Annotated in this window: 12 protein-coding genes; 6 read left to right on the top strand and 6 right to left on the bottom strand. The window is 42.4% G+C overall.

Features of this window, described 5'->3' with window-relative positions; all coding sequences use genetic code 11:
* Positions 1 to 29 precede the first annotated feature (29 nt).
* From NWE92_11750 to NWE92_11740, 3 genes are all read left to right on the top strand, one after another.
* A complete protein-coding gene (locus NWE92_11750) occupies positions 30 to 902 on the top strand; it encodes a hypothetical protein (protein MCW4030308.1) in 873 nt (290 codons plus the stop codon).
* 207 nt (positions 903 to 1,109) lie between these two features.
* Complete coding sequence (locus NWE92_11745) at positions 1,110 to 3,611, top strand: PQQ-like beta-propeller repeat protein (GenBank protein MCW4030307.1); 2,502 nt, start codon at positions 1,110 to 1,112, stop codon at positions 3,609 to 3,611.
* Between the two features lie 203 nt (positions 3,612 to 3,814).
* The gene (locus NWE92_11740; GenBank protein ID MCW4030306.1) at positions 3,815 to 5,047 is read left to right on the top strand and encodes an MFS transporter; all 1,233 of its coding nucleotides are present in this window, start codon (positions 3,815 to 3,817) and stop codon (positions 5,045 to 5,047) included.
* Here the strand turns inward: NWE92_11740 and NWE92_11735 are convergent.
* Positions 5,031 to 7,226 carry a hypothetical protein gene (locus tag NWE92_11735; protein ID MCW4030305.1) on the bottom strand — a complete coding sequence of 732 codons (2,196 nt, stop codon included), beginning with the start codon at positions 7,224 to 7,226 and terminating at the stop codon, positions 5,031 to 5,033. The two genes, NWE92_11740 and NWE92_11735, sit on opposite strands and share 17 nt — an antisense overlap.
* 139 nt (positions 7,227 to 7,365) lie before the next feature.
* Here NWE92_11735 and NWE92_11730 point away from each other — a divergent pair, with 139 nt between their 5' ends.
* Together NWE92_11730 and NWE92_11725 are read left to right on the top strand one after the other, a co-directional pair.
* Positions 7,366 to 8,031: a hypothetical protein gene (locus tag NWE92_11730; GenBank protein MCW4030304.1), complete on the top strand. Its 666-nt coding sequence runs from the start codon at positions 7,366 to 7,368 to the stop codon at positions 8,029 to 8,031.
* Positions 8,032 to 8,096: 65 nt separating this feature from the next.
* On the top strand, positions 8,097 to 8,429 hold the full coding sequence (locus tag NWE92_11725; protein ID MCW4030303.1) for a helix-turn-helix domain-containing protein: 333 nt from the start codon (positions 8,097 to 8,099) through the stop codon (positions 8,427 to 8,429).
* Between the two features lie 270 nt (positions 8,430 to 8,699).
* Here the strand turns inward: NWE92_11725 and NWE92_11720 are convergent, their stop codons facing one another.
* The 3 genes from NWE92_11720 to NWE92_11710 are packed head-to-tail and all read right to left on the bottom strand — an operon-like array spanning position 8,700 to position 12,033.
* A complete protein-coding gene (locus tag NWE92_11720; protein ID MCW4030302.1) occupies positions 8,700 to 9,608 on the bottom strand; it encodes a response regulator in 909 nt (302 codons plus the stop codon).
* Between the two features lie 14 nt (positions 9,609 to 9,622).
* Entirely contained in the window at positions 9,623 to 10,081 is a 459-nt protein-coding gene (locus NWE92_11715; GenBank protein MCW4030301.1) for a response regulator, read from the bottom strand.
* A 2-nt stretch (positions 10,082 to 10,083) separates the two neighbouring features.
* Entirely contained in the window at positions 10,084 to 12,033 is a 1,950-nt protein-coding gene (locus NWE92_11710; GenBank protein ID MCW4030300.1) for a PAS domain S-box protein, read from the bottom strand.
* Positions 12,034 to 12,224: 191 nt separating this feature from the next.
* Here NWE92_11710 and NWE92_11705 point away from each other — a divergent pair, with 191 nt between their 5' ends.
* The gene (locus NWE92_11705) at positions 12,225 to 13,217 is read left to right on the top strand and encodes a hypothetical protein (protein ID MCW4030299.1); all 993 of its coding nucleotides are present in this window, start codon (positions 12,225 to 12,227) and stop codon (positions 13,215 to 13,217) included.
* Between the two features lie 4 nt (positions 13,218 to 13,221).
* Here the strand turns inward: NWE92_11705 and NWE92_11700 are convergent, their stop codons facing one another.
* Together NWE92_11700 and NWE92_11695 are read right to left on the bottom strand one after the other, a co-directional pair.
* Positions 13,222 to 13,713 (bottom strand): hypothetical protein, encoded by a 492-nt coding sequence (locus NWE92_11700; GenBank protein MCW4030298.1) that lies wholly within the window; start codon positions 13,711 to 13,713, stop codon positions 13,222 to 13,224.
* 16 nt (positions 13,714 to 13,729) lie between these two features.
* Positions 13,730 to 14,449: a DUF4332 domain-containing protein gene (locus NWE92_11695; GenBank protein ID MCW4030297.1), complete on the bottom strand. Its 720-nt coding sequence runs from the start codon at positions 14,447 to 14,449 to the stop codon at positions 13,730 to 13,732.
* Between the last annotated feature and the right edge of the window lie 11 nt (positions 14,450 to 14,460).

The raw sequence follows: 14,460 nt of genomic DNA, 5'->3' as shown, positions 1-14,460 counted from the left end.
GTTCAAAAAACTATAAACGTGCAGGTTAATTGAAAGAAAGTGAGTTAGTAAGAGAATTAACTGCTTTCGGGCTATCAAATAACCAAGCTAAGGCTTACGTATGCATACTTCGTTCGAAAAGGTCAAGTATAAGTAGCATAGCCGAGGACACGCATATCCATCCTCAAGATGTCTATAAAATATTGCCTAAACTTGAAAAAATGGGTTTAATAACAAAAACGACCGAACGCCCATTATTTATCACCAATATTCCTTCCGCAAAAGCGCTCACCAGAATAATTACCTTAGAGCAACAAAAAGCAACCGATAAAATTAACCGCATGAAAACGGTAAGAGCCGTAGCCCAAGCGATAGAAAATAATTTTGTTGAAAACGAAATCGACCTACAATCGGACAACGCCACGTATATCGTTACTGATAACAGCGTGAACAACTCTTTAGATGAGGCATTCGAAAAGGCACGGATTCAATTTGACGGCGTCCTTAATTTTGAACTAATGCGACGACGCTCGCCTCACCTTTGTAATCATTGCAAAGCTCTAGCGACTCATAAAGTAAAAACAAGAATACTCATTGAGGATTTACATATTTTAGAGGCAAACAAAAAGTTGTTAAAGCAAATAATCCCCTCAAAAGGTGACTTTACTCTTAAACAGGGGGGCAACATTAGAGTGAAACCCTATTTGATTTTTGATAATAAGGAACTTTTCATTACAACTCAAAGAAAAACGACAGGTCTGTTTCCGTGTATGCTAAAAACAGATAGCAGAAATATAATTGAGATATATCAACAGAATTTTGAGACCGCATGGGACAATGGGAAACCTATTGTTTTGGACCCCGAAGAGTGGGTAGAGCCAAATGGGCAGTCACTTCAAAAAAGAGTTACCTTAATCGAATAGTAATTTTTTTTGGTAATGCAACACTAATTTCGTAAATAATAGGCTAGTCTCTAACATGCAGGCGAATTTAGTAGGTATCCACTTTCCAAATCGAATTATATTCTGACTTAATTGTTCTAATTCTAAGTTAGCCAAGCAACTTACATTGCACGCTAACTAGGATAGAAAGAAATGATAAAAACAAAAACATCTAAGCAAACCATTATCATGTTTTTAACAATTATAATGGTGCTACCAATAGCAAGTCTATATTCAGCCGAAGGCCAAACCTTACAATTAAACTATCCCGACTTTGCATACGTTGCAGTTGCACCCAACCCCACCGGCGTAGGACAACCAGTCACCATCGTAGTCTGGACCGCTGAAATGCCGCCCACAACACCCCTCGACTACACGCTGGGGTCAGTTGGCAGCAGAAACGCGTGGACAGGCTGGACAATCACAATCACCGACCCCAACAACAAAACAGAAACCATATCTTTACCACCAAGCGACCCCGTAGGAGGCGGATTCTGTTCATATACACCAACCATTGCAGGCAACTATTCAATTCAATCGCACCTACCCGCACAATGGAAAAACACCACAGGTTCATCAGGCTACAATAGGCTATACAGAGCATGTGACAGCGAAATCACTACCTTAAGAGTAACTGAAGACCAATTAACCATAATTCCGGGTGTACCCTTACCCAGCGAGTACTGGACACGTCCAATAAATTCCTACAACCGAGAATGGTCAATGATTGCAGGGAACTGGATTACCGGAAACAGAGGACTACAATACGTTACCTCCCCAAACAGCGCGCACGTAATGTGGACTGAGCCCTACTTCTTCGGAGGCATTGCAGGCGGAGAATACGAATCCCTAAGCTACCACACAGGCAGTGCATACGAAGGCAAATTTGGCGGTGCCACAATCATTCAAGGAAGACTCTACTATAACCTCAACTTGGGCAGTTCAACAACCACAACAAAAGCAAATATCATCTGCAGAGATTTGCGAACTGGAGAACTAATATGGAAAGTAAACCAAAGTGCAATTGGCGCCTCAACAATCTATGAATATCAATCACCCAACCAACATGGCGTTCACCCATACCTATGGACCTCAGGCGCGTCAGCATTAACTTTGAGCCCTGGTGCAGCGGTACCAACCAACACCATCATGGACCCCTTCCAAGGAACAGAGCTATTTAGCTACGACAGTGTGCCTTCAGGAACAGTAGCTGTAGGACCAACTGGTGAAAGACTCGTATACGTCTTCGGAGGCTCCGCATCAAACAGAACATGGTTATCTTTATGGAACGCATCAGCATCTCTCGAATTAACCGGACTATCCACCTCAGGAATACAACAATTCAACATCGACCATGTAGCAACAACAAGCTATTGGCAATATAGACCAGTAGGAAAAACAATCAACGGAACCACCTGTTACACATGGAACGTCACGTTACCAGCAAACTTGGGAACAACCTACCAAGTATATGCGTTTGACGATATGATGATTAGCGGCACAGGCTTTGTACAATTCGGCACAAGTCAATTTAACGAGCAATACACCGTGTGGGCGATTAGCCTCAAACCCGAAAACCGCGGACAACTACTCTGGAAGATAGCACCCAAACCCCCAGCAGCAAACGTAACCCTACAATGGAGCGCTGCAAGCGTCGATGCGGGAATTCTAGTACTCAGGGCAAAAGAAACTCGACAATTTATTGCCTATGACATTACCTCGGGCAAACAACTCTGGACAACTGAACCACAGCCCCAATGGATGATGTACAGCAGCGGCGCCGATATACAAAACGGTATGCTATACTCAGGCGGATACGGCGGAATAGTATATGCATATGATGTTGAAACAGGCGACCTCGTATGGGAATCAGCTGTAGACGCAGAAGGACTTGAAAGCGCCTATGAACGAACACCATTAACAGTTCAGGTTCTTGACGGAAAGGTCTTTGCCCGCTCTCAAGAACACTCGCACACCCACCCACTGTACAGAACTTGGAAGATTTACTGCTTTAACGCAACCACAGGCGACCGTATATGGGATCTCCTCGGATTATGGGAAAACTTCGCTTTCTCAGATGGCTATGCTGTTAGCCTCAATGAAGATGACGAAATGATTTACTGCATCGGCAAAGGACCAAGCGCAACCACAATAGAAGCATCACCAAAGGTTTCATTATATGGCAACAGCGTAATAGTAGAAGGCTCAGTAACTGACATAGCTTCGGGCACAACAAGCAACCGCGTTGCTCCTCGCTTTCCAAATGGCGTTCCAGCAGTTTCTGACGATAGCATGACCCAGTTCATGGAATACGTATATATGCAAATGCCAAAGCCCACCAACACAACCGGCGTTACCGTCGTGTTAAATGTCTTAGATCCAAACGGTAACTACTATGAAGTGGCAAGAACAACAAGCGACGCAGACGGATTCTATAAAACATCATTCCAACCTGAAGTCCCTGGCGAATACACCATAATTGCCTCATTCGATGGCACTAACTCATACTGGCCATCCGACGCGAAAACCGCCATAAAAGTTGACGAAGCCCCAACAACAGCACCAACCGCCGCCATTCAAACGGACCTTGTCACCCGCTCAGACTTGACATTATACATCGCACTTGCCGCAGTCGCCATAATAGTAGCAGTTGCCGTAGCCACAGTGTTACTGCTCAGAAAACGCCCATAAACCAAAAATCTTCTTTTCTTTTTTTATTTTTAATCATCTTTTTAACACACTCAACCACAACCCTGAATTAAAAGAAGATACGTCAGCGGAACAACACGCTATACAGTAACCTCGGATTCAGAGAACGCCAATAGCTAAGGAAAGAGTACAATCTTCAACATCTTGACAAGTGCTATATATCGCTCATAACGAATAATGCAAATATGACAGCGGCGACTGTTGAACCTAACCCGCCAAATATGCTGGTGCTAGTGTTACTTGTCGCGGTTTTTGCTGCAGCTATTATCGATGTTGCAATTCCGATAAGTATTCTTGATATCGCCAATACTTATGGAGTCCTGCCAGGGAGCGTTGGTCAACTTAATTCAATAATTGCAGTTGCGACGGTAGCAACGGCGCTGTTTTTGGCTGCTTTTGGGGTCAAGTTTAGGTATAAAGGGCTCGTTGTAGTAGGCATACTCTTTATTGTAGCCTGCGACGTAGGCCTTTTTTTAGCACCCACCTTTCAAGCAGCTCAGATAATAGTAGCCTTAAACGGAATAGGCTCAGTGCTTATAGTTGTAACAACACAAACCTTAATCGGAAATTATTTCTCCTTAAACAAAAAAGCAAAGGCCATCGGCTGGGTTGCTGCAACAGGAACGCTTGCGAATGCAGTTGGTGCACCCATAGTTGGTTTTATGGCGGGAGCCAGCGGTTGGCGCTCGGTGTTCCTATGGTTTATGCTGCCAACGGCGGTCGCAAGCCTGATTCTTGTACTCTTAACTTTCTCCCAAAAACCAACGCAAAAACCGTTAGTCACCACAAAACAGCCATTTCTAAAGGGCTATAAACAAGTACTTAGCAACAAATCAGCTGTTGCATGCTTAGCCACAGGCTTTTTGGGTAACGCGTTTGCCTTTGGCAGCGTAGCTTTTGAAGTGACCTTTCTGAGACAAATATTTTCTATTGAGCCAGGTTATGCTGCAGTAATTGGCACCCTTGCGGGCACTGCCCTTGTTACTGTCGGAGCCATAATTGGCGGTTATACTGTTAACCGTTTGGGACGAAAACGCCTCACCATGACCAGCATCTTTTTTGCGGGTCTGTTAACCTTGATTTCGTATTCAACACCAGATTTGAGCGCTTTTCTTGCGTTGCGCTGGGTAGCCTCTGCTTTTTTGGGCATCACATTAGCTGCCGCCTCTAACTTGATGCTTGAACAGGTCCCTCAATCCCGTGGAACTGCGATGTCATTGGCATCAGCGTTCAGTGGCATAGGAACAGCCGTCGGCGTCTTCGTAGCGGGTACAGTGCTAAACATCTACAGTAATCCCGTTACGGGATTTCAAGCGTTAGGCTTAACCGTTGGAGCCTTCGCAATTGCGGCAGCCCTAATCAACTTCTTCTTTGTCAAAGACCCAATTAAAAGCTCGATGATTACGGCTCCTTCTTAACATTGCTTGTTTGTATTGAGTCATCAGTAAAGTCCTTTTTTGCTTCTTGCGTAAACAGAGTTTCTAAAGTCCTTGGTTGGTCGCCATTAAAGATATTAGGAGAAATATTTGCGACGAATTCTCTTACAAAGAAACCATCTGTGCCGGCGCCGCAGTATTCGGATGATGAATGCAAAAAAGTGACAAATGCGTCAAAGCCGTTCTGTTTTGCGGTGAACCCGCCTGTAGGTCCAGCTATCGTGTATGCGGCAGTCTTGACATCGCCGTATCCTTCGATAAGTATGCACGCAGGCGGAAGAACGAACTGTGGAGGATAAAGCTGAATAGGCACAGTCCAGCCAGCAAAAAGAGTATTAGCGTGCACTCGTACCTGCAGTTCACCCTCCTTAGCCAACTGGACGTTTGCAGCTGCTGGTGAACCTAAAAAATGTATTTTCCACCAACTTTGACCTTTAAGATTATCGCTTAAGACTGCAACGGGTATGTACGCGTGACCGCTTGGTGAGTCAAGCCAGAGATTGACCATTATGACGTTTTCTGCGCCCCGAGTAGAGCGTTCCTCAACATGATGGGCGCGTATAAGCATCGGTGGGAGGTTAAAGTAGTCTGGCGTATGGATTATGGCTATTGCTTGACTGGAGTAAACATTCCATAATTGGTTTTTTGGCAAATTTTTCTTTAGCGATATAAATTCATTCAACACACCCTGCTCGGTTAACTTTTTAGCGGGGTCATCATCGATAATCCGAATGAGGGGGTAATTGCCCTTCGTGGTTTGGGCAGGTGGCAAAGGGTAATACATACCATGTGGACCGGGGCTGCGGATAGCTCCGGGAAAATAAGCGCTAGACTGAACACGAGCACCTGTTCCGAATATCGTTTCAAGATTATCAGCAGACGGGGGATTGGAGTTATTCCAGACCTCATTGAGCATTTTTTCGGTTTTCTTGATGTACTCTGCGTTGTTTGTGTAGAAGGTATTCTTGAATCGATTTTGAGAATCGATTGATTGTGCTTCTGCAGAGGCAGTCTTGAATTGGAATAAGTGTTTACCATCAACTATGATTGTTTCAACGTCGTTTGGTGCAACATGCTTTACTAAACAAAACTTTGAGAATGCTTGAGCAGCCTGCAAATTCTCACTCATTATTGGCGCCATAACCCTAACAGTAATTCCCTTCTGAACCAACTCGTTGAACTGCGAAACGTTTTCTGAGAGTTCACTAAAACCGCCCAAGGAAGCCATTATTAATATCGATTCTTTAGCAGATTTCAGCAGTTCACTATACTTCTTCTTTGCAACTTCGGGATCTGTTAAAATCGATGTTTTTGGAGTTAACTTGCCAGTTTCAAGCTCACTTATTTTTTCTTCAATACTTGTTGAGTTGAGCCATAAGGTCTCAAAAATCGTAGTCAGAGCTTGTATGAGCGTTCCGCAGTCTGTCCAAAGGCAAACGTCCTCTTTATCTATGATTGACGCTTCGGTTCTTGGCTTAACAAAAAACAATGCTTCTTCATTGTCTCTGACGAACATCTGTGGGAATAACGTTTGACCTAAGTCTGGGCTCCTTCCCTCAAAAATAAACAGCCCGTTCGCATTTTCTTTAAGAAAAACGTTCAGAAAGCGAGCGTTTTCGTCGGTTATTTTAACTAAAAAACTGAAGTGGACTTTACTTTTGCCGTGGGAGAAGGGGACTTCGAAAATGCCACGTTGATTGGCTTGGGACAAAGCGGGAACGGTAGTTATGGCCAGAAGCTGATTTTTTGTATTTTGAATTATTTGGTGGATTTTTGAGTAAATGTAGTTTCTTCCTTCAAGCACGGTGAACTTAGCGGACAGGTTATCTTCAAGTTTGAGGCTCGCCCAATCAGAGAGAATTTGAGCTTTACTTTGCTCCAGACTGTGTGTTTCCTCGATTTTAGCTTTGATAAATAGGTCCAAAACCTTTTCGAAGGACAAAACCTCAAACATAGCAGGATGCTCAAGAGTTGAAGTTACAATCCCTTTTCCCTGAAGTCGCTTTAGACTTGGATAGAGCTGTTGCTTGGTTAACTTTAATGCGTTGCAAATGTCACTTGCTTTTTTAGTGCCCTTCTTTGCAAGGAAAACGTAAACTTTTGCATCTACTGCATCGAATCCAAGGTTTGTAAGCGTATTGAGCACTTGTTCTTCGCTCAATTTTTTCGCCTCATTGGTATCTATGCTTTTTTTACTTTAAGTTTATTGCGGGAAGGGTTAGTCGTATTTTTTTCGACTACCTTGACAATTTGTATGTGTAGAGGGTATTGTTTTTTTATTGAAAAGAAGGAGAAGAAAGATGATAAGGAAGATACGTTCAATAACTATTTCCCTATTGTGCTTTGCCGTCATATTATCCGCCACTTTTCTAGCTCCCGCCTCTGCCGCAGTAACTTATTGCGATCACGCAACTAGGTCAGGATTTGCCACGATTAACCTTCCAGAACATCAACCAGCCATCACCGTTGCCGTGCTGCATTATGACCGAGGGGACAACGGAGTCGCAGATTATCTAGAAGTTGACACCTACTCGCCCATCATGAAGATGCTTGTACCAGTGGCAATAGTAACTGATAGCGAGGTAACAGCTACTTTCCTTAGAGAGTTCGTATACAAAGGACTACCTGTTGCAACGAACATAATATTAGTGGACTCATGCGACCTACAAGTGTGCCGGGTCGGCAGAATGGTCTTTGCATACTGGAGTGACCCAATTGTCGGAATATCTGTGGTTACTCCTCAGGTGACTCTGCCGCCAGGAGGCCTGATGTTTAGAGGATACGGCAACGCTGAAAGCAACAATGTGGTCTGGAATCTACCCAACGGCGTAACCCTTTCAATGGATAGCATGGTTTTTGATGCGCATGCAACCTTCGTATGCCCAACGTGGAACTATTATGGACCAGTGGGCGACGGCGATACAACAATGGGCTTTAACGTCAAACAAGTGGCAACTCACGCGTAACATAGCAAGCAACAACCAACATTCCTCTCTTCTTTTTTTAGTTACTTGCTTGAGGAAGTGGCTTAATGGCATTAAAACGCATACTAGACAAGCTCGTAATATTGGGATTTACTACAGCCGAAGCCCAAATCTATATCTTTCTAGCCAAAAAAGGACCATGTGAAGCAGAAAAATTAGTCACTGCACTAAAAAAAACCAAGCCTGAATTAAACCGCTGCCTTAAAACCCTTATTGCTAAATGCATTGTTACTTCAGTGCAGCAACATCCAACATTGTTTTACGCCATTTCATTTGAAAAGGTGCTGGATTTATTCATGGAAGGAAACTTAGAGCAGGCAAAATGGTTAGAGGCGAACAAGGAACAGCTTCTCACTATCTGGAAAAACATGATTCAGTAGTTCTCATGTTTCGTGTATTATGTTATCAACCCTGACAGATGATTTTTATTTAGCTATTTTTTAGGAATGAGAAAAAAATCCTAATAGCCAAGCTATGCAGAAAACCCTAAGGGGGGAGGTGTGTATTGGCACGGAAACAGCTCATTAGTATGTTGAAAACCAGTGCTTTACCACGCTTCAAATCGCGGTTACCAAACAATATTTTGGTTGAAACCTTGATATCACGGTCCGTGGCATCCTTCGCCCACACTATAGATTACTGAGAAATTTTTACACGCTTGCTGTTGTAGCTTTCTTATCCTTTTTTATTATTTGCGCTTGATTTATGTATCTGATTTTTGCTGGGATGTACCACATTCTTAACAGTATGAATACTAGGATTATTCTAAGGTAAATGGTGAGCGCCATCATCCATGAATAGACAGGTATAATCGCGAAGCCGAGGTTTAACGTGAATAGAAGAGTATCTGTCGGAACGAGCCAATTATGGTAATACCAGCCTAAATCAAGCGGTAACCCCATCATGCTCCTAATAACCCCATAGAAAACGTCGTTCATAAGCGACACCAAAAGACCCAACCCGAGGGTTAATTGCAAGTTCCGGGGAAATATCATGGTTAGGGTGGCGAATGGGAAAAAATACATTATAACAAGCCAAAGGTGGTACCCTTCATAACCCCCCGTAATTACATCTATATAATTTATAAAAACCAATCCGTAAACGACAGCGAACACCAAGTAGAAGATGAATCTTTTGTTAAAAGACTTAATCGCCTTAGTTCGTGTGCCTATTATTTCGGTTATGCTATCAGTCAGACGATTTGTACCGATCTCATCTTTGACAATATAATCAATTACCCCGAGTTTTATAGCTTCAACTGCTACTTTCTCGCTTCCTTTGCTAGTGACAAAAATTATTGGAGTGTAAACTTTACGTTTCTGCAGCTCGTTAAGGAGTTCAATACCGCTCATTGCGGGCAACATGTAGTCAAGCAGTAACAAATCAAATTTTTTCTTCTCAACCTCGTTTAAACCCTCTCGGCCAGTACTGACTGTTGTCAAGTCGTAGTCTATTGGCAGTTTTTTTAGGGCATGTTTCATAATTAACTGATCGTTCGGTTCATCTTCGACATACAGTATATGGAGTTTCAATTTTTTTCTCTTCTTAATATTTTTCATTTAATTGAGTTTTTTTAGAATACAGGCACCTTGGAAATTGTCAGCCAATAATACTTAATCGAAAGTATGGTCTCAATAAAGTTGTCAAAATTCACAGGTTTCATAATGTAGCTGTTAGCGCCAAGCTTGTAGGCACGGTCTATGTCTTTGTCTCGCTCAGAAGAGGTTAAAACTATTATCGGTATGCTCTTGAGGTTTTCGTCATTTTTTACCGCTTTCAACACCTCGAAACCATCAAGTTTCGGCATTTTCAGATCTAACAGAACAAGAGTCGGCGTAGGCGCGCCTTCGTATTTTCCACGTTTGTTGAAAAAGTCAAGAGCTTCTTCGCCGTCGTTGACTATGTAGAGTTTGTTTCTTATTCGGCCTTTTGCCATGGCTCTCTGGGTTATCAAAATGTCATCCAAGTTGTCCTCCACCAAAAGAATGGGGTATTCCGGTGGCGCGTGTTGTGAGTTCGTGTTTGTCAACATATTTAGTTGCCTCCTGAGGGGGGATTTTTATTTTTTAATAGAGTGAAAAAGAAGGTAGTTCCTTTGCCTACTTGGCTTTCAACCCAGATTCTGCCACCAAACTGTTGAACTATCTTCTTGCATATGGCTAATCCCGCTCCTGTTCCAGGGTATTCTTCTTGGGTATGCAACCTTTCGAAAAGAGTGAACAAACGGTCAAAATACTTTTCTTCGATACCTATGCCATTGTCAGATACCTTAAACAGAAATTCTGTATCTCGATCTTCACAGGTTACTTCGACTTTGGGCACCTTTGATTTATTGAATTTAAGCCCGTTATCTATCAGGTTCATGAAAAGCTGTTTCATCCAAGTTCTCGGAATAGTGACTTTTGGAAGATCGTGGAAAACAATTGTTCCATTGTTTTGCTTAAGTGTTGGTTCAAGGTCGGCCACAATCTCTTCTAAAAGTTGGTTTAGGTCAACTGTCTCGACCTCCATGAATTTGCGTCCGACTCTTGAGAGAAGAAGCAAGTTTTCGATCAGTGCGTCCATGCGCGTTGATGCGTCGATGATTCTTTGGAAGTAATCTTTCCCTGTATCATCGAGTTTTTCTTTATAGTCTTCAAGAATGAATGTGCTAAAGGACCGGATGGCACGTAGAGGTGCTTTCAAATCGTGGGAAACTACATAGGTGTAGTTTTCCAAGTCAACGTTTGATTGTCCAAGGAGTTTATTGGAGTTTTCCAGTTCTTTTTGAAGCATATTGATCTCGTGCAACTGTTTCTCAAGCGCAAGGTAAGAATCCGCCAATTTTTTTTCCGCTTTCTTTCGTTCCGTAACATCCCTGAAGAATCCTACCAAACATTGATGGTTCCAGATTTCTAAGATTGCTGAACTAACTTCACAATCGAGTATTTGTTTATCCGATCTAAGAAGAGGAACGTCTTGGGCAGTCACTTTCGCACCCGTCGCCATTTTTTCAAACTCACCGTCTACAGTAGACAGAAATTCTTTGGGATGTATGTCAGGTACACTCAGCTTCAACAAATCTTCAAGTGGGTACCCCGCCATTTGACACATTTTGGGATTTGCAAGAACAAATCGCTGTGTTTTAATGTCAGCAACAAGAATGCCGTCGGTTGCGCCCTCAAAGATTATTCTAAATCTTTCTTCGCTCTCATGCAGCTCTTTTTCTATTTTTTTGCGTTCAGTTACGTCTCTAACAATCCCGGTGACGGCTATCACATTTCTTTGAGCATCTAAGACAGGATTCAAGACGGTACTGATATCCAATTCTTGATTGTTAACGACCATCTTTTCGTCAACAAGTAGGCTTTTGCCAGTAGCAAAAACATTTTTTGTGTTACCTTTGAATTGGGCGGCAGTTTCCGGAGGATACACTTCAGATATTGACTTGCCAATAATATCTTCAGGACGCTTTCCTATACTATCTGCCAAGCTCTTGTTTACAAATAAATATCTGCTATTTTCGTCTATCATGAATATCTGGTCAGTTGAATTTTCAACAATACTCCGCAATTTTGCTTCTGACATCCTTAGCGCAACTTCAGTTTTTTTCCGTTCTGTTACGTTTTCGCAGAAAGCAACAAGTTTTCCATCGGGCATCCTGAATCCGTTCACCCGTATATTCACTGGCTGGCCGTCTTTAGACTTAAAAATAAATTCGTCCAAAATTTGACCTTTTGCTTTAACTTCAGCTAATTTTTTGAAGGCTTCTGGAATATCTTCTTCGAAGACCATTTGATAAATTTTTAGATCTAATATTTCTTCTCTTGAATAACCGATGAGGTGGGAAGCAGCTTTATTTACATACTCAAATTTTCCATCGAGATTGGCCACAAAAACTGCAACAGGAGAATACTCAACATAAGACTTAAAATCCTCTCCAGAATCAGCTATCGGTAACTCTGCTTTTTTGTGATCGGCGATGTCGCTATTTAAGACGGCCACAAAAAACCTCCGTTATACCTTATTTATGCACAAAAAATATCTTTGAATAGGTAATGAAGCGGGCTTGATTTAGGGTTTTCGGTTATGACGAAGTTAAACATAGACGACCTACAGATTGGATGGATGTTAGAAGAGCTTAAAGAAGAGTTTCGCATAACATACATAACCGAATTTCGCCAGAGCGATCCAAAATGAAAACCAACACTAACAGACCAAAAGCCAGCAATCTTGTAGCAATCGCAAAAAAAGCAGATCCAAAAATTCTGCAGTTATTTCCAAGCCTAAATTTCCTCAACACCATAGACGTTAACGATAGCAAAACGATTTCCCGCAGACGCATAGCTTGTTTAAAGGCAATCGGCAAACAAGGACATGCCCAACTGGCAGATTTGTTAAAAGAAACAGGCATTACCCGGCCCGAATTGAATAGAACATTAAAAGAACTATTGGCTTTATCACTTGTAGAAGGAGAAAAAAAGGGCAAAATAACCATTTACAAAGCCACTACCGCGGGTTATGTTGCTTTGACTGCTTTTGCTGAATTTCGGGATTGGAATAAAATTAAGGCGGCTTTGGCTGTTCCTGAAAAGAAAAATGACCCCTTAGCCTATGCGTTACTCGTGGTTGGTTTCTCATCAAATAAACCCGAAACCGTCTATGAGGCGCTTTGCAGATATGCATCTCAGGGAGCAAGATTAGAAAACACCGCCCCCGCTATGGCGGCGGAGTCTTTGCTGTATTCTTACCGGCAACTACTACGTGCCACAAGCCCAGTTCCCCCCAGCTACTTGAGCGTCTTTAAGGAATTCACAACCACAGGTTTTCAGGAATTCTTCCAAATGCTACTTATCGCTGTTAAGCCTACGGCCGAAGATTACAATTGGCTAATAGAATTCTTCAACGAAATAGCCGAATTCTATTTTGACCCCGCACGAATCGCGTTCCTAAATCTATTACCTGAAAACGAAAAACTGCGGCAAAAACTCGAAAAATTCAAAAAAACCCAAGATCAACAAATCAAAAAGCAAGACGGCAACCTCGAAGTTACATTCACAGTTCCAGGTTCGGGATTATCAAAAATTGATTCGATGCCGCCACATCTTCGGGCAATAGGCATGCGACTTATTTTGGAACCGATTAAATTCATAAACAGCGAATTAGTCGACTTCTTCTGGAACAAGTAATCCTTTATTTTTTTGTAGTGTCGATTTTTGGGTTCTGCGATTTTGCAGCCTCTAACAATTGGTCGGGAGGAAGAGGCACAATAGTTAATTTAATTACGCTTGAATTTGCTGCACGATATGAGTAAGCGTTTTGGTATTTTGCGTCCACGGGGTTTATTTTGAATAGAGTGTTTGAGCGGTCACGTAGGCTTTTTGCGTTTATTCCCGAAGATGAAGGATTGCTTGCTGTTGAGAGAGCGGTGCGTATTTCAATGGTGCTGCTTTGAATGTTTAGCCAAGTTGGTAGAAGGCCCAAAGATAGGGCGTTGGCTTTGATTTCTTGTTTTTCTTTTTTTCCTTGGACATTTTTTGTGTAGCTTATCGTTACGTCTGTGTCGGCTAACTCTTCGATGCCTTCTATGAAGGCTTTGTTTGCTTCATTTTGAGAAGAAACCAACGAGAGCAGTAAATCTCGAATTATATCGCATAGAGTCGCGTTTTCGGGGACATCAGACATTGGCGGTTTTCCCTTGTTATGCGCGTATTCTGCTCAGGATTGTTTTAGCTGAGGTAACCATCCGGGTAGTGTCGTCAACGGTTAGTTTGAAGGATTTGGGCACTTTTACTTTTCCCGAATTTATCGTTTCATTTATCACATTTACTAGTCCTTCGGGGGATAGCTCAGCAAGTTTCTCTTTTGAATCAATTTTGCTGGCGACAAGCAACTCCGCGACTTGTTCGTCAACCCCTTCAACGCCTGCTACGTTGCTTTTGGTCATCAATTTTGCCATGCTTATGAATTCAACTGCTTTCTTGGGAGTTACACCTACTTTGACCAAGTCTTCTTTAGATGCAATTGCCAAATCAGCAACTGTTTCAATTCCGACACCGCGTAACCTTTCACCAATAACGGTTCCTATGCCTTCGATTGCTTCAACTGGTTTTCTGCTACTGGATGGTTTAATTTCTAGCGGTATGGGTCGAAGCGTTATGTTTACCGTGCTCATCAGGTTGGGGTCAAGTTCTTTGTCCTTTGTGGGTAGTGCGAATAATGTTTTTTCGCCCTCTTGGGTTACAACCGCCTTTAGCTGCATTGTGAAGTCGGCGAGCACAAAGGTTGTTGAAGTGTCTTGAGCCATGGCATAATCGTGAACGCGAATCAAATCTCTCTGGATATTAGTTATTAGAGTCGCGGAGTCTATTTTGGAAGGAAACAATACCTTAGTTTCAACTTTTTTCTCGTTACTTGACATTTGATCACCCA

Source organism: Candidatus Bathyarchaeota archaeon, from assembly GCA_026014745.1.
In the GTDB taxonomy this organism is placed as follows: domain Archaea; phylum Thermoproteota; class Bathyarchaeia; order Bathyarchaeales; family Bathycorpusculaceae; genus Bathycorpusculum.
The sequence above is the reverse complement of the archived record's forward strand: the minus strand, read 5'-3'. Positions and strand labels throughout refer to the sequence as shown.

Excerpts from the sequence above, each read along its gene's own strand:
- NWE92_11745 (MCW4030307.1), top strand. The coding sequence starts at position 1,110 with ATGTTTTTAACAATTATAATGGTGCTACCAATAGCAAGTCTATATTCA.
- NWE92_11740 (MCW4030306.1), top strand. The coding sequence starts at position 3,815 with ATGACAGCGGCGACTGTTGAACCTAACCCGCCAAATATGCTGGTGCTA.
- NWE92_11730 (MCW4030304.1), top strand. The coding sequence starts at position 7,366 with ATGATAAGGAAGATACGTTCAATAACTATTTCCCTATTGTGCTTTGCC.
- NWE92_11725 (MCW4030303.1), top strand. The coding sequence starts at position 8,097 with ATGGCATTAAAACGCATACTAGACAAGCTCGTAATATTGGGATTTACT.
- NWE92_11720 (MCW4030302.1), bottom strand. The coding sequence starts at position 9,608 with ATGAAAAATATTAAGAAGAGAAAAAAATTGAAACTCCATATACTGTAT.
- NWE92_11715 (MCW4030301.1), bottom strand. The coding sequence starts at position 10,081 with ATGTTGACAAACACGAACTCACAACACGCGCCACCGGAATACCCCATT.
- NWE92_11705 (MCW4030299.1), top strand. The coding sequence starts at position 12,225 with ATGAAAACCAACACTAACAGACCAAAAGCCAGCAATCTTGTAGCAATC.
- NWE92_11700 (MCW4030298.1), bottom strand. The coding sequence starts at position 13,713 with ATGTCTGATGTCCCCGAAAACGCGACTCTATGCGATATAATTCGAGAT.
- NWE92_11695 (MCW4030297.1), bottom strand. The coding sequence starts at position 14,449 with ATGTCAAGTAACGAGAAAAAAGTTGAAACTAAGGTATTGTTTCCTTCC.